Annotated in this window: 15 protein-coding genes and 1 pseudogene; 13 read left to right on the top strand and 3 right to left on the bottom strand. The window is 70.3% G+C overall.

Features of this window, described 5'->3' with window-relative positions; all coding sequences use genetic code 11:
* Positions 1 to 48: 48 nt before the first annotated feature.
* Positions 49 to 1,560 carry an FAD-dependent oxidoreductase gene (locus ACX1D1_RS00695; RefSeq protein ID WP_459055502.1) on the top strand — a complete coding sequence of 504 codons (1,512 nt, stop codon included), beginning with the start codon at positions 49 to 51 and terminating at the stop codon, positions 1,558 to 1,560.
* Positions 1,561 to 1,843: 283 nt separating this feature from the next.
* Here ACX1D1_RS00695 and ACX1D1_RS00690 read toward each other — a convergent pair whose 3' ends face one another.
* A complete protein-coding gene (locus ACX1D1_RS00690) occupies positions 1,844 to 2,668 on the bottom strand; it encodes a TspO-related membrane protein (RefSeq protein ID WP_459055501.1) in 825 nt (274 codons plus the stop codon).
* A 209-nt stretch (positions 2,669 to 2,877) separates the two neighbouring features.
* Between ACX1D1_RS00690 and ACX1D1_RS00685 the strand changes: the two genes are divergently transcribed.
* The 6 genes from ACX1D1_RS00685 (at position 2,878) to ACX1D1_RS00660 (ending at position 10,934) form a co-directional block, all read left to right on the top strand.
* Entirely contained in the window at positions 2,878 to 3,087 is a 210-nt protein-coding gene (locus ACX1D1_RS00685; protein ID WP_182800196.1) for a hypothetical protein, read from the top strand.
* A 65-nt stretch (positions 3,088 to 3,152) separates the two neighbouring features.
* Positions 3,153 to 6,092, top strand: coding sequence for a helix-turn-helix transcriptional regulator (locus ACX1D1_RS00680; protein WP_459055500.1), 2,940 nt, complete (start codon positions 3,153 to 3,155; stop codon positions 6,090 to 6,092).
* Between the two features lie 110 nt (positions 6,093 to 6,202).
* Entirely contained in the window at positions 6,203 to 7,573 is a 1,371-nt protein-coding gene (locus ACX1D1_RS00675) for an FAD-binding oxidoreductase (RefSeq protein WP_459055499.1), read from the top strand.
* 106 nt (positions 7,574 to 7,679) lie between these two features.
* The gene (locus ACX1D1_RS00670) at positions 7,680 to 8,264 is read left to right on the top strand and encodes a DUF4956 domain-containing protein (protein ID WP_182800193.1); all 585 of its coding nucleotides are present in this window, start codon (positions 7,680 to 7,682) and stop codon (positions 8,262 to 8,264) included.
* On the top strand, positions 8,261 to 9,031 hold the full coding sequence (locus ACX1D1_RS00665; protein WP_459055498.1) for a polyphosphate polymerase domain-containing protein: 771 nt from the start codon (positions 8,261 to 8,263) through the stop codon (positions 9,029 to 9,031). The genes ACX1D1_RS00670 and ACX1D1_RS00665 overlap by 4 nt, the downstream gene beginning before the upstream one ends.
* Positions 9,032 to 9,329: 298 nt before the next feature.
* Positions 9,330 to 10,934: a carbohydrate-binding domain-containing protein gene (locus ACX1D1_RS00660; RefSeq protein ID WP_459055497.1), complete on the top strand. Its 1,605-nt coding sequence runs from the start codon at positions 9,330 to 9,332 to the stop codon at positions 10,932 to 10,934.
* A 283-nt stretch (positions 10,935 to 11,217) separates the two neighbouring features.
* On the opposite strand, the gene ACX1D1_RS00655 is transcribed toward ACX1D1_RS00660, so the two are convergent.
* Positions 11,218 to 12,147: a DUF808 domain-containing protein gene (locus ACX1D1_RS00655; RefSeq protein ID WP_459055496.1), complete on the bottom strand. Its 930-nt coding sequence runs from the start codon at positions 12,145 to 12,147 to the stop codon at positions 11,218 to 11,220.
* Between the two features lie 172 nt (positions 12,148 to 12,319).
* Here ACX1D1_RS00655 and ACX1D1_RS00650 point away from each other — a divergent pair, with 172 nt between their 5' ends.
* The 3 genes from ACX1D1_RS00650 to ACX1D1_RS00640 are packed head-to-tail and all read left to right on the top strand — an operon-like array spanning position 12,320 to position 15,321.
* The gene (locus tag ACX1D1_RS00650) at positions 12,320 to 13,264 is read left to right on the top strand and encodes an NAD-dependent protein deacetylase (protein ID WP_459055495.1); all 945 of its coding nucleotides are present in this window, start codon (positions 12,320 to 12,322) and stop codon (positions 13,262 to 13,264) included.
* Entirely contained in the window at positions 13,261 to 14,037 is a 777-nt protein-coding gene (locus ACX1D1_RS00645) for a fructosamine kinase family protein (RefSeq protein ID WP_459055494.1), read from the top strand. The genes ACX1D1_RS00650 and ACX1D1_RS00645 overlap by 4 nt, the downstream gene beginning before the upstream one ends.
* A 48-nt stretch (positions 14,038 to 14,085) precedes the next feature.
* A complete protein-coding gene (locus ACX1D1_RS00640) occupies positions 14,086 to 15,321 on the top strand; it encodes a dicarboxylate/amino acid:cation symporter (protein ID WP_182781298.1) in 1,236 nt (411 codons plus the stop codon).
* A 46-nt stretch (positions 15,322 to 15,367) separates the two neighbouring features.
* On the opposite strand, the gene ACX1D1_RS00635 is transcribed toward ACX1D1_RS00640, so the two are convergent.
* Positions 15,368 to 16,042 carry a cytidylate kinase-like family protein gene (locus ACX1D1_RS00635; RefSeq protein ID WP_182798958.1) on the bottom strand — a complete coding sequence of 225 codons (675 nt, stop codon included), beginning with the start codon at positions 16,040 to 16,042 and terminating at the stop codon, positions 15,368 to 15,370.
* Positions 16,043 to 16,214: 172 nt separating this feature from the next.
* On the opposite strand from ACX1D1_RS00635, the gene ACX1D1_RS00630 reads away from it, so the two are divergent.
* The 3 genes and pseudogenes from ACX1D1_RS00630 to ACX1D1_RS00620 form a co-directional block, all read left to right on the top strand.
* Positions 16,215 to 16,817 (top strand): mycothiol-dependent nitroreductase Rv2466c family protein, encoded by a 603-nt coding sequence (locus ACX1D1_RS00630; RefSeq protein WP_459055493.1) that lies wholly within the window; start codon positions 16,215 to 16,217, stop codon positions 16,815 to 16,817.
* A gap of 90 nt (positions 16,818 to 16,907) precedes the next feature.
* Positions 16,908 to 17,405, top strand: coding sequence for a flavodoxin domain-containing protein (locus ACX1D1_RS00625; RefSeq protein WP_182798956.1), 498 nt, complete (start codon positions 16,908 to 16,910; stop codon positions 17,403 to 17,405).
* 95 nt (positions 17,406 to 17,500) lie between these two features.
* Positions 17,501 to 18,130, top strand: a pseudogene (locus ACX1D1_RS00620) (extensin family protein); the annotation flags it as partial.
* Positions 18,131 to 18,132: the final 2 nt, after the last annotated feature.

The following is an 18,132-nucleotide window of genomic DNA, read 5'->3' as shown; positions in this document are numbered from 1 at the left end:
TTTCGCCAACCGGCCGGGGCCACGACCCGGCCGGGGCGATGATGGGGCATGGAGACCATGAAGTCAGTCTGGTTCGTCACCCACCCCACCCTGAGCGCGCCGTCGGGCCCATTCCCGGAGGGCGCACACCTGGACACCGTCATCGCCGGTGCCGGGATCACGGGCCTCACCGTCGCGGCGCTGCTGGCCAGGTCCGGCCAGCGCGTCGTCGTCATCGAGGCGCGATCAGTGGGCGCCGTCGCCACCGGAAACACCACCGCGAAGGTGTCGCTGCTTCAGGGCACCGTCCTCTCCGACCTCCGGTCCCACCAGTCCGACGACGTGCTCCGCGCCTACGTCGAGGGCAACAGGGAGGGGCAGGCGTGGCTGGTTCGGCTGCTCGAGGATCGCGGCGTGGCGTACCAGCGCAGGACCGCCTACACCTACGTGGCGGGCGACGACGCCGTGATGGGCCTGCGCGCCGAACACGACGCCTGCCGCGCGTCGGGCCTCGAGGCCGAGTGGACCGTCGACACCGAGCTGCCGTTCAAGGTGGCCGGAGCCATCTCTCTGGCGGACCAGGTGCAGATCCACCCGCTGCTGGTCCTCGACGTCCTCCTGGCCGAGCTCGCCGCGCACGGGGGCGTGCTCGTCGAGGATGCCCGGGTCACCGACGCGGACCCGGGCCGCATCGTCACCGTCACCACCACGCGCGGCACCCTCACCGCCGACCGGCTCATCCTCGCCACCGGCAGCCCCATCCTGGACCGCGGCGGCTACTTCGCCAAGCTCGCCCCGATGCGTTCCTACGCCACCACCTACCGCGTGCCTGGCGCCATCCCGCAGGGCATGTATCTGAGCGCGGACAGTCCGTCGAGATCACTCCGCACGGTCCCCGTCGACGACGGCGAGCTGCTCATGGTGGGCGGCAACGGGCACGTCGTGGGCCGCACCGACTCCGAGGCGGAGGCCGTCGCGGATCTCCGACGGTGGGCGCAGGAGAACTTCCCCGGCGCAGAACCCCTGCACGCCTGGTCCGCGCAGGACTACCAGGCCGTGGACCGCGTGCCGTTCGTTGGGCCCATGCCCCGAGGTGGCGGGAAGATCTTCGTCGCCACGGGCTACAACAAGTGGGGCATGACCAACGGGGTCGCGGCGGCGCTCAGCCTCAGCGCGCAGATCCTCGACGGATCCATGGCGTGGGCGGAGACGCTACTGTCGCGGCGACCCAAGCCCAAGGCTGTGGTCAGCGCCGTCGCGCCCAACCTCAAGGTGGCCGCGACCCTCGCGCAGGACTGGGTCCAAGCTGAGCTGCGCGCCCTCCCCGACGGGCCCCCCTCGGAGGGGGAGGGCGTCGTCGGCCGGGGTTCGCGGGGCCTCCCTGAGGCGGTGTCGACGGTCGGCGGTGTGACCTGCCGGGTGTCTGGCGTGTGCACCCACCTGGGTGGGGTGGTGCGGTGGAACGATGCGGAGAGGTCATGGGACTGTCCGCTGCACGGCTCCAGGTTCGCGGCCGACGGGGCCTTGCTCGAGGGTCCCGCGGTGAAGGACCTACCCCCGGTCGCCACTCCCGCTGGCTGAGGTGCCGCGTGGCGGCCTCGAAGCCTTTGAAACGTGAGCTGACTAGGTACGTTTCTTAGGCTTCGAGGCTCGTCGCTGCGCTCCTCGCTCCTCAGCCAGCGGGAGGTGCTGCGTGTTGCTTTCCCTGCTGGCTGAGGTGCCGCGAAGCGGCCTCGAAGCCTTTGAAACGTGAGCTGACTAGGTACGTTTCTTAGGCTTCGAGGCTCGTCGCTGCGCTCCTCGCACCTCAGCCCGCGGTGCGGGCTCGTCGCTTCGCTCCCGCGCCACAGCCGACGTGGTCGGGTCAGGCGGTCGCCTGGGCTGCCCGGGACCTGACGGGCGACGACGTGCGCAGCCGGACGGCCACCGCCGCCGCGACAATCACAGCCGCCGCGACCGCAGCCGCCACCCCGGTGAGCGTGGACGCCGGCGCGTCGGTGAGGCGTCCCACAGCGATCCAGCCCAGGCCCCAGGCCATGGCGGCGGCCACGCCGAACCGGCCGCCGAACGCCTTCGCAAGTATGACGCCCAGCGCAGCGGCCACCGCCAGCACCGCGACAGCCAGGTACTCCGAGACGGGAGCCGCCGGGTTGACGCCGGAATCTACGAGGGTCGCGGTGATGTTGGCGACGGTGGCCACCGACACCCAGCCGAGGTACAGCCCGAAGGTGCCGTCGACGATGAAGCGCTCGGCCCACGTCGTGGCGGGGCGGTCGGCGTCGGCGGGGAGCGCGGTCAGCCGTCGGACCAGCTCGCCGAGCACCAGCGCGAGGGCGACGATCACCGCGACACTCGCCCACAGCCAGCCCACCTGCGTGACCAGGAGCCAAGAGGCGTTGAGCACCATCGACGCCGCGGCCAGCCAGCCGATGGAGCGGGCGCGGGCGCTGGTGGTGTTGGCCGGCAGCCACTGCCAGACCACGTAGGCGATGAGTCCGGCGTAGATGACCGACCAGATCGAGAACGCGTTGACCGCGGGGGCGACGAGTGTCGCGGTGGCGGACAGGCTGCCGCCGGCGGCCTCCTCGACGCGGGTGCCGATCACCCCGATGCCGAAGAGGGTTCCGATGATCATGAAGACCGCGCTGGCGGTGATGACGACTTGCCGGATTCGATCGTTGCGGAGCATGGTTCGCCCTTCCTCAGAGACTAACGTTGAACAAAGCTTATACAAACATTGGTCACGGCGCCAGCCCCCGTCGACTCCGGATGCCTCAGGCCGCAGGATCGGGCCGCCCAAGCAGCGGAACTAAGGCACCTGCCCGATGCCGGCCACCCCCCTTAGAGCGGAGTGTTGACCCATGGCCCCATGGGGGGAGAGCCAGAGGAAAGGCAGCCATGTCACAGCTCGAGATCAACCTCGCGTCGTCGGTCTACCGCGACCGCGCCGCAGACGTCGCCTTGGACGCTGAACGTCGTCGGATCATCGCCGAACGCGGCGGACTGACGCCCAGCGACCCGAACCATCACTGGTCCCTCTGGGAGGGCCTGTCCGATCTGCTCAAGGGTTTCCACATCCCCAGGCGTCATGCGCCACTGGGCGCCTGAGGACCCGTCAGCGGCCCCGCTTTCCTGACCCTTGGTGGCGGTCGGTCCGTATGTCACCATGAGGAATGACTGACGCCACGGTCAGCCCTGTCATCGTCGGCAGGGACTGGGAGCTGGCTCATCTGCGCGACCTGTTCCGCGCCTCACTCGGCAACGTGCCGAGGGGCGTGATCATCGCCGGTGAGGCAGGCATCGGGAAGACCAGGCTGCTGCGTGATTTCGCCGCCGGCTTGGGGTCCGACATTGCCGTCGCGGTGGGGCACTGCGTGGGCATGGGCCGGTTCGCCACCCCGTTCGAGCCCGTGCGCGAGGCGCTGCGGGACCTGGTCGCGGCCTTCAGCGCCGATACTGTCAGCGCGGTGGCGGGACCCGTCCGTCTCGCCACATTGGCCGCCCTCGTCCCGGAATTGGACGGCGGCGAAACAGAGCGCGCAGACCGCGAGCAGCTCCACGAGGCCGTCCGCGACCTCCTCGTCGGCCTGTCCAGGATCACCCCGGTCCTGGTGGTGCTTGAGGACCTGCAGTGGGCCGACGCCGCGACCCTCGACCTGCTGCGCGCCGTGATGGGGCGATTCCGGGGCGGCCGCCTCATGCTCGCCCTCAGCTACCGGACCGACGAGGTGGGCAGGACCGATCCGCTGCGGCCGTTCCTGGTCGAGCTGGAGCGGATGCGGCACGTGTTCCGCATCGACCTCCGACGGCTCTCCCGGGAGGAAATTGAGGCGCAGGTGGCCCACCTCCGCGGCCCGGACCACGGCGTCGATGTTGCCAGCCTGTCGCGAAGAAGCGACGGCGTCCCGTTCCTGGTGGAGGAGCTCGTCGCCCTCGACGGCCACGCCCTCCCGGAGTCCCTGCGCGATGTGGTGCTCGCCCGCTACCACGGGGTCGGCCGGCCCACCCAGGCCGTGTTGCGGATGCTGGCGGCAGGCGGGGTGTCCGTGCCGCACGACCTCGTCGAGGCAGTCCATGACGGCGACCCGTCTGAGTTGGAGGCCGCGCTGCGGGAGGCGGTTGAGGCGCACATCCTCTCCGCGCGGGACACCAGCTACGCCTTCCGCCACGCGCTCAGCCAGGAGGCGATCGAGGGCGAACTGTTGCCGGGGGAGAGCGCACGCTTCCACGCCCGGTACGCGGAGGAGTTGGAGAGGGCCGGCGGGGCCGGGAGCGCCGCCCAGATCGCCCACCACTGGACCAAGGTCCGCAACTGGCCGCGCGCCTTCCAGGCCCTGCACCGGGCCACCCGCGAGGCCAGGGCGACGGGGGCGCTGGTGAGCGCAGCCTCGTTCGGCGAGCAGGCGCTGGAGCTGTGGTCCGCGGTGCCCGACGCGCCGACGGTCGCGGGTTGCACCCGCACCGACTTCGTCCTGGACGTTGCGGCCCTGTTCATGGAGACCGCGGACCCGCGGTCGCTGGCGCTTCTGCAGCGTGAGCTGGCGCGGTGCGCGGCCGACGATCACCGCAGTCGCGCGCTGCTCCTGCATGAGCAGACGATCTTCGCCCAAGGCCTGGGGCAGCCCGGGATCTGCGAGCTGGCCGAGGCCGCGTACGCGGAGCTGCCGCCGGACGGCGACGACCTGGACCGGTTGGCGCGCGTCCGGGTGACCTGTGGGCTCGGGATCGCCCAGGCCTTCTACGGCGACCCGGAGGTCGGATGGGGCAGGCTCCAGGAGGCGCTGGAGGGTGCGAGAGTGCTGATGGAGGGTGACGCATCAGACCGCGTCAAGGGGAAGGCTCGGGCCGAGTTCGCACGCGCACTCACCTCGATCTCCTCGATCCGCGGATACTCCGGCGATGTCGACGGCGCCCTCGAGGGCCTGGCCGAGGTACAGGCCATGAACGCGGACCCCGATGCCTTCCTGCGCGCCTCCGGCCTGCGGCTGGACCTGCTGCGCCTCGTCGGACGGCATCGTGAAGCGCTCGAGGAAGGCCTTGCCGCGTTGACGTTGGCGCGCGAGACGTGGCGGCAGCGCAGCTGGGGGAGCGCCATCTCGCTGCACGTGATGAACGTCCACCTCGATCTGGGGGACCTGCCCGCCGCCGAGCGGATGGGGCAGGAACTGATCGGGTTGGGGCCGTGGACCTTCGCCGGCGGCTACTGCAGGTTGGCCCAGATGGACATCCTGCGCCTCCGGGACCGGGCCGGCCAGGCCCGGGACCTGATGCGGCAGCACGCCCAGGCGATCGACGGCGCTCGCCGCAGCGCAACCGGCAGGCTGACGGTCGCGCGGGCGGTGGGCGCGGTGGCGCTCGCCGTCGATGATCTGCCGGGCGCCTGGGAGCAGGTCGAGTGCCTGTGGGACGGTCATCGGTCGGTGGCAAGCCGCGCTGCCCTGAGGCTCACGGTGCTCGGCGCGGAGGTGATGGCCTCTCTGCGAAGCGCCCATGCCGACGGCATCCTTTCCGGCGAGGGGTATCCCTTCGCCGCCGCCGAGCAGCGGCTCCGCTCCACCCTCGACAGCCTCGCCCTGTGGGAGGTGGTGGCCGACTGGCGCGCCCTCCTGGAGGCCCGGCTGGGGGGCGCCGACGGCGCGGGCACCGACGTCGTCGCCTGGCGCGAGGCCGTGGCCGCCGCGGAGCGGGGACGGGTCCCGATCCAGTACCACTCGGATGCCCTCTTCCGGCTCGGTGAGGTACAGATCATGTCGGGCGACCGGCTGGCGGCCGAGGAGACGCTGGACCAGGCGGCGCACCTGTCGGGGCGGATCCATGACCTGCTGACCCTGCGGAAGGTCACCGAGCTGAGAAGCCGGGCGCATCTGTTGGCGGAGGTGCCCCACTCCACCCAAGCCCCTGCGCATCTCACGGACCGCGAGCGGCAGGTCCTCCACCTGGTGGCTGAGGGCCTCACCAACCGCGAGATCGGGAGGCGCCTGTTCATCAGCGACAAGACTGCCAGCGTCCATGTGTCCGCCATCTTGCGCAAGCTCGGCGTCGGCTCGCGCACTGAGGCCGCCGTCATCGCGGCCAGACTCCAAGGGGCCGAGACCGGCCGGGACCGCCCATAAAGGGGTGCGGCGAGCCGAACGCCGCAGCGTCGTCGCTGGTGAGGCGTGCGCCGCCAGTGATCGCCCTCGTCAGCGTCGGATTTCGGCGGGCGAGCAGGCACACTCCGGAGATGGACAGGGACGCTCTCCTTCAGCTCGCGGCCGGCGTCCACGGCTCGGTGCTCTCAGCCGCGGACGACCAGTACGACACCGCACGCCGCGTGTGGAACGGCACCATCGACAAGAGGCCCGCGGCCATCGTGAGCTGCCAAGGGACGGACGACGTCGTCGAGGCGGTCAGGTTCGCCAGGTCTCACGACCTGGGGATCTCCGTGCGCAGCGGAGGCCACCACGTGGCCGGCTCCTCAGTCATCGACGGCGGCCTGGTGATCGATCTGGGGCGGATGCGGGCCGTGAGGGTGGACCCCGTCCAGCGGTTGGTGCGCGCCGAGGGCGGGGCGCAGATCGGCGACGTCGACGCGGCCACCCAGAAGCACGGGCTGGCGGTGCCGCTGGGTGTGGTGTCCGAGACGGGGGTCGCGGGGCTGACGTTGGGTGGCGGCTACGGCTGGATGCGCCGCAAGCACGGCCTGAGCTGCGACAACGTGACCGGCGCCGACGTCGTGACGGCCGACGGTCGCCTGGTCCACGCGTCCATCGAGGAGCACTCGGAGTTGTACTGGGCCCTCTGCGGCGGCGGGTGGGACCTCGGCGTGGTGACGGCCCTCGAGTACGAGGCGCACCCCGTCGGCCCTGACGTGTACCTGCCGTTCCTGACCTACCCGCTGAGCGAGGGGAAGAAGGTGCTGGCCAACCTGCGCGAGTTCGTGGGGTCCGCACCGGACGAGTTCGGCTCCATCGCTGTGTGTTGGAGTTTCCCGGAGGCGGAACCGTTCCCCCGCGAGCTGTGGGGACAGCCGTTCGTCGGGATCGCCGGCCCCTACATCGGGGACGTCGACGATGGGGAGCGCGTCTGCGCGCCGCTGCGCGACCTCGGCACCGTCCTCACCGACATGAGCGGCGTCGTGCCCTGGGTGGAGGCGCAGAAGTTCTTCGACGAGGACTATCCGCGCGGCCGGCGCTACTACTGGCGCTCGTCGCACCTGGTGGATCTCACCCCTGACGCCTCTGAGGTGATCCTCGACCTGGCTGCCCGGCGGCCCTCGCCCCTGACGTCACTGGACATCTGGATCAACGGTGGCGCGATCGCGGTGGTGCCCTCGGACGGCACGCCGATCGCCAACCGGACCTCGCCGTACATGATCGGGCTGGAATCCAACTGGGACGACCCCGCCGACGACCGAGCCAACATCGGTTGGGCGCGCGACGCGACGAAGGCCCTGCAGCCCTTCTCGAGCGCGGGCTCCTACCTCAACTTCGACGACCTCACCGACCCGTCGGCGGTCAGGCGTGCACACGGGGAGAACTTCGAACGGCTGGCGTCGGTCAAGAGCCTCTACGACCCCTCGAACCTTTTCCGTTCCCGGGGCCTCCCGCTCTGAGGCGCCGAAGAGACTCATAGCGGCGGCGCAGGGCGCCCACAGTGACCCCACAGACTCGGCTGGCGGAATAGGTGCATCACCGAAACCGCCACCGAGGAGTACCCCTGTGTCCACCACCGCCATCCTGTACCTGGCCAACATCGTCGGCATCCTGATCCTGACGCTCGGCCTGTACTTTCCCCGCCACGGCCGCCGCGACCTCGTCGTGGCCTACCTCGGCGTCAACATCGGCATCATGGCGGTCAGCTCCGTCCTGCTCTCCACAGCGGTGGGCGCCGGCCTGGGTCTAGGGCTCTTCGGCGTACTGTCGATCATCCGGCTCCGCTCCGACGAGCTGGCCCAGCACGAGATCGCCTACTACTTCAGCGCCCTGGCGCTCGGCCTGCTCAGCGGCCTCGGGGCCGAGCCCGTGATGGCGCTCAGCCTGATGGCGGTGGTCCTCGCCGGCATGTTCGTCGCGGACCACGGGATGCTGCTGCGCGGCCACAAGCGTGAGGTGGTGGTGGTGGACCGCGCCATCACCGACGAGGCGACGCTGATCGGCTACCTGCAGGACCGCCTCGGCGGCACCGTCAAGCACCTCAGCGTCCAGCGGCTGGACCTGGTCAACGACACCACCACCGTCGACGTCCGCTACCGCTCCACCACCCCGTCCGTCACGCGCCGCGTCGCCTGGGCGGACGCACGATGACCGCCGCGACACTCCCGCTCCGCGGCCTCGCCGCCCGCGAACCGGTCTCCCTCGACGAGCTCAACCGGACCGCTGCCCTGCTCACCCGGGTGGACCGCAAGTACGTGCTCACCTCAGCCGAGGCCGACGCGTTCGTCCTCGGTCTCCCGCGTGAGGCCCGGGTCCTCGAGATCGACGGGCGCCGTCGATTCGGCTACCTCTCCACCTACTTCGACACCGCGGGTCTCGACTGCTTCCTCGGCACGGCCCACAGGCGCCGTCACCGCTTCAAGGTGCGCACCCGCCGATATGTGGACACGGACCAGCAGTTCCTCGAGGTCAAGACCCGCCGCGGCGGCTGCACGGTCAAGCGCCGGGTGGCGTGGGAGCAGCCGATCCGCCACCTCGACGGAGGCGCCCGCGAGTTCGTCGCCGAGGCCCTCGGGGGGGACCGGATCCGGCTCGACGAGGAACTGGAGCCCGTCCTGGACGTCACCTACACCCGGTCCACGTTCCTCATGCCCGACGGCGCCGCCCGCGCCACGCTCGACACGCACCTGACGTGGTCCGACCGACAGACCGGCCACGAGCGATCGGCCGACGGCCTGGTGATCGTCGAGACGAAGTCCAGTGCCGGGGCGTCGGTGGCGGACCGGGTGCTGTGGGGTCGCGGGCACCGGCCCGTGTCCATGTCGAAGTACGCCACGGGGTTGGCGACGCTCCGCCCCGAGTTGCCCCACAACCGTTGGCACCGCCTCATGACCCACACCGAACTCGCCGCCGCCTGACCACCCTCCACCGCCGGCTGAGGTGTGAGGAGCGCAGCGACGACCCTCGAAGCCCAATACACGTGACCTTGTCAGCCTACGTTTCGTAGGCTTCGAGGCCGCTGCGCGGCACCTCAGCCAGCGGAGTGGGGCCGCCGCCGAGTGACCCGGGAAGTGGTCGCTCACCCTTCTGCTGGCTGAGGTGTGAGGAGCGCAGCGACGAGCCTCGAAGCCTAAGAAACGCAACCTGACAACCAGTCACACCCCCCCGTCACCCGACCCAACCCGACACCCACCAAGCACCACAGGAGATATGACCATGACCCCCAAGCGACTCCTCGCCTCCCTGTCCTCCCTCGCCGTCGGCGCCCTGCTCGTGGGCTGCGGCGCCACCGGCGTCGGGAGCACGGCCGCCGCCGGGACGACCTCCGCCACCACCACGACCACCACCGCGACCACCGTCGACGGCGCGGCCCTCACTGTGGACGCCACCCGGGCCGCCAACGCCACGCCGGACGCCGCCGACGTGACGTGGGACGCATCGTCGGCCACCACCATCACGCTGAGCGGCAGCACCGCGACCGTCGACGGCGAGGGCGTCACCATCGACGGCAACACCGTCACCATCACTGCCGGCGGCACCTACGTGCTCACCGGCTCGCTCGACGGCCAGGTGGTGGTCAACTCGGCCTCCGACGACGAGGTGAAGCTCGTCCTCTCCGACGCCGAGATCACCTCGGACACGGGGCCGGCGATCACCATCGCCGATGCCGGCGAGGCGGTGGTGGTGCTCGCCGACGGCACGAGCAGCACGCTCACCGACGCGGCCAGCTACGCCGGCACCTCCGACGAGGCGCCCACCGCGGCCCTCTATTCCAAGGCGGACCTGACCATCGGCGGCGACGGCTCCCTCACGGTCACCGGGCGGAGCCTCGACGGGATCGCCACTGCCGACGGCCTGGCCATCGTCGGCGGCAGCATCCAGGTCACCGCGGCCGACGACGGCATCCGCGGCAAGGACCACCTCGCCATCACGGGCGGCGCCGTCACGGTCGAGGCGGGTGGTGACGCGCTGAAGTCCACCAATGACACCGAGGTAGAATCCGGCTTCATCGACATCTCGGGCGGCACCCTGGCGCTCACCTCCGGGTCCGACGGCTTCGACGCCGCCACGGACGTGATCATCTCCGGGGGCACCGTCACGGTGGAGGCGGGCGACGACGGCATCCACGCCGAGCTCAGCCTCGTCATCGGCGACGGCGAGGTCACGTTGGCCAGGTCCTACGAGGGCCTCGAGGCGCAGTACATCGCGATCACCGGCGGCACCATCGACGTGACCGCGGAGGATGACGGCCTCAACGTCTCCGCCGCCGACACCACCACGTCCACCGACACCGCCTCCACGGACCGGCAGATGGGCGGCGGCCCAGGCGGGGGAGGGATGGGGGTCATCGACGGGTCGGCGCTGGTCAGCGGCGGAACGCTCACCATCGACGCAGGTGGGGACGGGTTCGACTCCAACGGAGACGCCGAGATCACCGGCGGTACGGTCATCGTGCACGGGCCGCTGAACGACGGCAACGGCGCGCTGGACGTCAACGGCACGTTCACGATCAGCGGCGGCACGCTGCTGGCGGTCGGCTCCTCCGGGATGGCCGAGACCCCGGACGCGGAGTCGGCGCAGGGGTGGGTGCAGGCGACGGTTTCCGGCTCCGCGGGCTCCACCGTCCAGATCCTCTCGGGCTCCGAGATGGTTGGTGAGTTCACCGCTGAGAAGGACTTCTCCAACGTCGTCTACTCCGGTGAGGGCATCAGCAGCGGCCAGGAGTACACCGTCGCGGTGGATGGGCAGTCGGTGGTCGTGACCGCCGGCACCTCGACCGGAAGCGGGATGGGTGGAGGAGGCGGTCGCCCCAACCGCTGACCCGCCACGCCGAACGCTGGTTGGGCTACGTCGTGGGTAGAGCCCCCCCCCAAGAAAAACGGTTGAGCCAGCCGCCGCGCGTGGCCCGCTGCCGCGGAGCGCCTGAGCCCGACAGCGAGGATGCGGGACGGCAGGGCGGGCTTGCGCAGTGATGCCCAACCCGGGGATCACCCAGCTGGCGTCCCGCCTGGGCTGACCCGACCCAGGCCCGCCCTGCCGTCGCGCACCCGGGCATCCTGTACCAGACCACGCTGCCCGGAGAGCAGGCTGCAGGAGGCGAGGGTCAGTGCGCCGCGACCTTCTTCTTCCGCGGGATCAGGTGCATGATCGCCACGACGATCCCGCCGGCCACGAGGCCGAGGATCGCAGACGCGAGCGTGTTGACCAACCAGCCGACGAAGCCGCCCGCCGCCTCGGCCGCCAACACCTCCCAGTGGTGCACGAAGTCGTAGATGACGGGCCAGCCTAGGTCGTTGATGCCGACCAGAAGGATGTGTCCACCCACCCACAGCATCGCCGCGATCCCCACAGTGGACAGCACCTTCATGACGATCGGCATCGCCTTGACCAAGCCCTCGCCCAGCCGGCTGGTGGGCGGGTTGGCGGCCAGCCTGAGGCCGACGTCGTCCATCTTCACGATCAGCGCCACGACGCCGTAGACCAACGCGGTGATGCCGAAGGCCACCACCACGAGCGTGATCGCCCGCATCCAGAAGCCCTCGCCGGCGATCTCGTTGAGGGAGATGACCATGATCTCCGCGGATAGGATGAAGTCGGTCCGGATGGCGCCACCCACCATCTTGTCCTCGTGGTTCTCGCCCTTGATCGCGACCGGTGCCTCCTTCACCTTGGAGTGGCCGCTGACCGCCTCCCAGATCTTCTCGGCGCCCTCGTAGGAGAGGTAGAGGCCGCCCACCATGAGTAGCGGGGTCAGTGCCCACGGCAGGAACTGGCTCAGCAGCAGGATTGCGGGCAGGATGAACAACAGCTTGTTGCGGATCGATCCCTTGGCGATCTTCCAGATCACCGGCAGTTCGCGGTCCGGGGTGAAGCCGTCGACATAGCGGGGGGTGACCGCCGCATCGTCGACCACCACGCCCACCGCCTTGGTGGACGCCTTGCCGGCCGCGGCCGCGATGTCGTCGACGGAGGCCGCCGCCGCGCGGGCGATGGCTGCCACATCGTCGAGTAGTGCTGCAAGGCCGCCGGCCATGGGTTCCCCTCTCACCAGGTTTCGTCGGCGATTCTACGGCGGTTGGCGGCCCCGGCATGGTGGCTGTGTACCCGCCCGCGAGTGAGTGCCTGCTCACTGGGGGTTCGGGGATGCTAGACCGACCCCCAGGCGCCACTCTGGAGAGGCCTAGGCTTGGCCGGGAAGGAGACCGATGAATAGTGCCCCCATTCCGGACGTCGGCGGCTGGTTTCGCACCGCCGCGGACGCCGTCGCGCTGCCGTCGACCCCCTCGTGGGGGCCCGGCACGGGCGGTTTCGGGCTGCGCTCCCACGACGACGACCTCGCCGCGGCGGCGGACCTCTTCCGCGGGCGCCCCACCATGGTCCTCACCGGCGCCGGCATGTCGACCGCCTCCGGCCTGCCCGATTACCGCGGCCGCGACGCGGTGCCGCGCTCGCCGATGACCTACCAGGAGTTCGTGGGCTCGGACCTCAGCCGTCGGCGCTACTGGGCGCGCAGCACGGTGGGCTGGCGATGGTTCGCCCAGGCGCGCCCGAACGCGGCGCACCACGCGCTGGCTGACCTGGGCGAGTTGACCCCGCTCACCGGCGTGGTCACGCAGAACGTCGACGGGCTGCACCAGGCGGCGGGGTCGCGGCCGGTGCTGGACCTGCACGGCGCACTCGAACGGGTGGTCTGCCTCGCCTGCCGCACCCTGATTGACCGGGACGGCATGCAGGAGCAACTCCTCGCGCTCAACCCGCGCTTCGCCGAGCGCCTCGACGCGCTCGCCGTCGACAGCCGCACCGCCCCCGACGGGGACGCCGAAGTGGATCGAACGGACGACTTCTTCTACCCGGACTGCCCAATCTGCGGCGGCATGCTGAAACCCGACGTGGTCTTCTTCGGGGAGAATGCGGACCGCACCGTCGTGGGGGAGGCGATGGCGCTGCTCGACGAGGCCGCGACGCTGCTCGTCCTCGGGTCCAGCCTGTCGGTGATGAGCGGCCTCCGGTTCGTGCGCCGTGCCGCCCAGCGGGGCCACGACGTCGTCATCGTCAACGACGGCGCCACCCGCGGCGACGACCTCGCCACCCTGCGCCTGCACGGCCGGCTCGAGGACGTGCTCGCCGCCTGGGTTGCACGCCTCGGATGAAGACGTTCCGGAAGGCGGGCACCCGGCGGGCGATCGCCACCGAGGTGGCCAGCCTGCGCTGGCTGTCCGAGGCGACCCCAGGAGGGGGCGCCGCGGTCGCCGAACTCGCCGGCTCGGGGGAGACCTGGCTGGAGACGCTGCTGCTGGACGAAAGGGTGCCCACGCGCGCACACGCAGCCGAGTTCGGCCGTCGGCTGGCCTTGACCCACGCCGCCGGCGCCAGGTGGTGGGGCGAGGCGCCACCGGGTCTGGAGCCGGCGGATCTGGCGACGGCGAACCTGCCGACGCCCGCCGCCGCAGTGCCCACCTGGCGGTCGTTCGGCGAGTACTACGCGGAGGGGCGGCTCAGGCCCTACGTCGCGATGGCCGCCGGACTTGAAGCCGAGGACAACCGGCTGCTTCACCGGGCGTGCGACGCCGTGGCGACGGGGCGGTTCGACTCGCCGCAACCCGCGCTCTGTGGGGAGGTGGCGCGCATCCATGGCGACCTGTGGGCCGGCAACGTGGTGTGGACGGCCGACGGGGTGGGCGCGCTCATCGACCCCTGTGCCAACGGAGGACACGCAGAGACGGACCTGGCGGAGTTGGCGTTGTTCGGGAACGGGCAGATCTCCGACATCCTTGACGGCTACCGCGAGGTCAGCCCGCCGGCGGAGGGCATGCGCCAGCGGATTCCCCTGCACCAACTGCACATGCTGCTGGTTCACGTGGTCCTGTTCGGGGGCGGATACCTGCCGATGGCCCTGAATGTGGCGCGCGGGCTCCTGCGTTAGCGGGGCCTCGGGTAGCCCGTGGAGGGATGCTGGGTTAGGTTTGCGCGCATGAGCACTGCAGCCGTCGCCCAGAAGAAGAAGTTCACGTTCGGTCTTCTGCCCCGGATCGTCGTCGCCATCACGCTGGGCGTGTTGTTCGGGAACTTCTTCCCCGACTGGCTGACGCGCGTCTTCGTCACCTTCAACGGCGTCTTCGGCCAGTTCCTCGGCTTCGCCATCCCCCTGATCATCCTCGGACTCATCGCCCCGGCCATCGCCCAGCTGGGTCGCGGCGCCGGCCGGTGGCTGGCGGTGACCGCCGCCCTGGCCTACGCGTCGACGCTGAGCGCCGGCCTCATCGGGCTGGGCGCGTCACTGCTCGTCCTCCCGCGGGTGCTGCCCGAAGGCGGGGCGCCGTCGCTCACCAACCCCGACGAGGCGCTGCTCGCCCCCTACTTCGCGCTGGAGATTCCGCCCCTGTTCGGCGTCATGTCGGCGCTGGTGTTGGCGTTCATCGTGGGCGTCGCGCTGACGATGATCGAGGGCGGCGCGCTGCAGCGCGGGTTCGAGGAGTTCCGCGAGGTGATCAACATGGTCATCCAGAAGATCCTCATCCCCCTGCTGCCGTTCTACATCTTCGGCATCTTCCTCAACATGACGCAGGGCGGCCAGGTGTACACGGTCATCGCCACCTTCCTGGGTGTGGTGGTGTTCGTGTTCATCCTGACCTGGGTGATGCTGCTGGCGCTGTACACCGTCGCGGGGATCATCACCGGGCGGAATCCGCTGAAGATGCTGGTCACCATGCTGCCGGCCTACGCCACGGCGCTCGGCACGTCCTCCTCGGCCGCCACCATCCCCGTCACGCTGCGCCAGGCGATCAAGATGGGCGTGTCGCAGCCGGTGGCGGCCTTCGCCATCCCGCTCAACGCCACCATCCATCTCGCGGGATCCACCATCAAGATTACCTGCTTTGCGCTGGCAGTGATGATGCTCGCAGGGATCGAGATCAACGTGGGCGTGATGATCGGGTTCGTGATGATGTTGGGCGTCATGATGGTGGCGGCGCCAGGGGTGCCCGGCGGCGCGATCATGACCGCGGCGGGCCTGCTCTCGACGATGCTCGGGTTCACCGAGGCGCAGGTGGGCCTCATGATCGCGGCCTACATCGCCATCGACTCCTTCGGCACCGCCACGAACGTCACCGGCGACGGCGCCCTGGCGGCCATCGTCGACAAGTGGGTGTCGCGCTCCAGGCACAAGGACGAGTTGGCCGACGAGGCCGCCGTCCGGGCCGCCGCCTGACGCTGGATGCGTTCGCCCAGTGGAGCCTGGGCGGCGACCATCAGCCTCAGGACTCGGGGGCAGCCTGATCGGACCCGGACGGTCTGCGCGACAACGCCGCCTCCGCGGTCGTCGCCAGAACCGGGTCCACCTGAATGGTGGCGGCAGCGCGTTCTCCTCCGGTGAGGGCCGGGAGGGCGGCTGCTGCCGCCGCGATCTGAGCGATGGCGGCCCGCTCGGACATGGAGTCGCTGTCGATGACGAGGTCGAAGTTGGACTCGTCAGACCAGTCGACGTTGTAGAACAGACGAACGAACCGGGCGCGGATCTCGTCGTCGGCCTTGATCAGGCGGGCCGCCTCGTCGGGCTCGATGCTCGTGCGCTTGGCGACCCGGCCCGCGCGCACCGAGTCCGGCGCCTTGACGAGCACGTTCACCACGTCCGCCATGCCCTGGAGCACCCGGAATCCGCCCCGGCCCAGGATCACCACGTTGCCGCGGGCCGCGAAGGCCGCGATGGTCTCGTTCATCATCTGGATGGTCGTGGCGCTGTCCTCTTTGAACAACTCCCAGATCTTGGGCTTGTGGTCGTAGATCGCATCGAGCCGGGTGACGCCGTATTGACGGATGACCTTGTTGATGGTCGATTTATCCACGAAGTCGTAGCCCAACTGATGGGCCAGTTCCTGCGCGATGCGGCCTCCCTGGCTGCCGAGCTGACGCGACACGGTGATGACGGCCATGACTACCTCCTCGAGCCCGCGGACATCGGTGTCCGCTCCTGCATCCGACTGTAGTCCTGCCGCAGCGCCCCCGCGCGGCGATCCCTGATCGCCCGCGTCCCTCGACGCGGCGCTTTCATCCCCCTCAGCGATCTCAACCGGCGACCAAGCCGGACTGTGGTGAGATGGCCCCATGACCACTGACGTTGACTTCTGGTTCGATCCCATCTGCCCCTGGGCCTGGATGACCTCGCGTTGGATGCTCGAGGTGGAGAAGGTCCGCGACGTGAAGGTCACCTTCCACGTCATGAGCCTGGCCGTCCTCAATCACCGCCGCGACCTGCCCCCGGCGTACCGGCGGCACATGGACCGCGCCTGGATGCCGGCCCGCGCCGCGCTCCTCGTCGAGCAGCGCCACGGCTCGGACATGCTGCGCGAGTTCTACACCGAACTCGGCACCCGCTTCCACCCCGGCGGTGAGAAGCAGGGGCCGGAGACGGTCGCGGCCGCGCTGGCCGCCGTCGGCGCCGATGCCGACATCCTGGACATCGCGCAGACCGAAGCCGTCGACGACGATCTCCGCCGTTCGCACCACGAGGGCATGGATCCGGTGGGCGACGAGGTGGGCACCCCGGTGCTCCGCGTCAACGGGATGAGCCTGTTCGGGCCCGTGATCTCCCCTGCGCCGAAGGGCGAGGAGGCGGGCAACCTGTTCGACGGCTTCGTGAAGGTCACCGCTTACCCCGGCTTCTTCGAGCTGAAGCGCACCCGAACCACGGACCCGATCTTCGACTGAGTGCCGAAGCCGCAATTAGCACCGGACATTTGGACTTATTAGTCCACCCCGGGAGCTACGGGGCGGACCCCGTTGGCTAGCGTGTGCGCCATGGGCAAGGTTCTGGTTGCGTACGCGACCCGCGGGGGCACCGCACGCGACATCGCCGAGGCCGTCGGCTCGGTCCTGAGATCCACCGGGCATCAGGTCCTCGTCGCGGACCTGAAGTCTCGCCCCTCCGTCGACGGCGCGGCGCTGGTGGTGCTCGGCAGCGGGATCAATGCGGGCAGCTGGTATCAGGAGGCGACGGCGTGGGTCGCGGCGGAGGAGGGCGCGCTGCGGGAGGTGAGTGTCGCGGTGTTCAACGCCTGCCTCAACGCCGCGGATCCGGCCAAACGCGTCGAGTCGCTGGCCTACAACGCTTCGATGGCGCAACGGCTGGGCGCGGAGGCGAGCGAGTCGTTCGCCGGGCGGTTCGTTCCCGAGCGTGTGAGCTGGTGGAGGAGATGGTTTCTGCACACGATGCAGAAGCCGATGCAGGACAACCTGGATCTCGGCGCGGTGCGCGCCTGGGCGTCGACCCTCGACGTGCCCTCATCCGCTGTCTAAGCGACGGCCCCGCCGGTAGCGCGGGGCCCCGTTCGAACGGGTGGTGACCCCCACCCCGACGCCGACCCGAGCCAGGCGCGCATACCATCGAAGGCATGCGACGCCGTGCCTTCCTCCTCGGAGCCGCCGCACTCCCGGCGGCGGCCTGCTCAGGTCCCGTGTCGCTGCCCATCCCTGACGTCGGCGGCCTCGGCGGGTGCCGCACACCCGACTCACTGACGTCCTTCTCCTCGCTCGGCGGCGCACCGCTGAGCTACGAAATCACCGGCACCCCGCAGGCGTTCCGCGCCGACCCCCGGTTCATCGAGCGTCTCGAGGAATGGGCCGCGGAGTGGGTCTCGGTCAGCGGCCTAGGGCCCCTCCGGGAGGTATCCACGTACGGCGCCTTCGTCGACAGGTGCGACTCCTGGCACGCCGCCGGCCGCGCCTTCGACTTCGCCGAGCTGGTGCACGAGGGCGGCCGCGTGTCCTGCCGCTACGACCTCTGGGGCGAGGACCCCGCCGAGCTCCCCGGCTACTGGCGGCTCGCCGCCTCCGTCGCGTCCCGCTTCACCTACACGCTGACCTACCGCTACAACGCGCAGCACCACAACCACATCCACATCGACAACGGGATCAACGGCTACGAGGCCGCGTCGTTCCGGGAGGGGTCGCGGACCCAGGTGGAGCTGGTGCAGGGCGTGCTGCGGCATCTGTTCGGCCGCGACGTCGAGGCGTCGGGCCGCTA

This window comes from Tessaracoccus luoxuelianae, assembly GCF_054483915.1.
Note: the sequence above shows the minus strand (reverse complement) of the source record. Positions and strands in the feature narration are given on the sequence as shown.

Coding starts and splice junctions, on each gene's coding strand:
- ACX1D1_RS00695 (WP_459055502.1), top strand. CDS start 49: ATGGAGACCATGAAGTCAGTCTGGTTCGTCACCCACCCCACCCTGAGC.
- ACX1D1_RS00690 (WP_459055501.1), bottom strand. CDS start 2,668: ATGCTCCGCAACGATCGAATCCGGCAAGTCGTCATCACCGCCAGCGCG.
- ACX1D1_RS00685 (WP_182800196.1), top strand. CDS start 2,878: ATGTCACAGCTCGAGATCAACCTCGCGTCGTCGGTCTACCGCGACCGC.
- ACX1D1_RS00680 (WP_459055500.1), top strand. CDS start 3,153: ATGACTGACGCCACGGTCAGCCCTGTCATCGTCGGCAGGGACTGGGAG.
- ACX1D1_RS00675 (WP_459055499.1), top strand. CDS start 6,203: ATGGACAGGGACGCTCTCCTTCAGCTCGCGGCCGGCGTCCACGGCTCG.
- ACX1D1_RS00665 (WP_459055498.1), top strand. CDS start 8,261: ATGACCGCCGCGACACTCCCGCTCCGCGGCCTCGCCGCCCGCGAACCG.
- ACX1D1_RS00660 (WP_459055497.1), top strand. CDS start 9,330: ATGACCCCCAAGCGACTCCTCGCCTCCCTGTCCTCCCTCGCCGTCGGC.
- ACX1D1_RS00655 (WP_459055496.1), bottom strand. CDS start 12,147: ATGGCCGGCGGCCTTGCAGCACTACTCGACGATGTGGCAGCCATCGCC.
- ACX1D1_RS00650 (WP_459055495.1), top strand. CDS start 12,320: ATGAATAGTGCCCCCATTCCGGACGTCGGCGGCTGGTTTCGCACCGCC.
- ACX1D1_RS00645 (WP_459055494.1), top strand. CDS start 13,261: ATGAAGACGTTCCGGAAGGCGGGCACCCGGCGGGCGATCGCCACCGAG.
- ACX1D1_RS00640 (WP_182781298.1), top strand. CDS start 14,086: ATGAGCACTGCAGCCGTCGCCCAGAAGAAGAAGTTCACGTTCGGTCTT.
- ACX1D1_RS00635 (WP_182798958.1), bottom strand. CDS start 16,042: ATGGCCGTCATCACCGTGTCGCGTCAGCTCGGCAGCCAGGGAGGCCGC.
- ACX1D1_RS00630 (WP_459055493.1), top strand. CDS start 16,215: ATGACCACTGACGTTGACTTCTGGTTCGATCCCATCTGCCCCTGGGCC.
- ACX1D1_RS00625 (WP_182798956.1), top strand. CDS start 16,908: ATGGGCAAGGTTCTGGTTGCGTACGCGACCCGCGGGGGCACCGCACGC.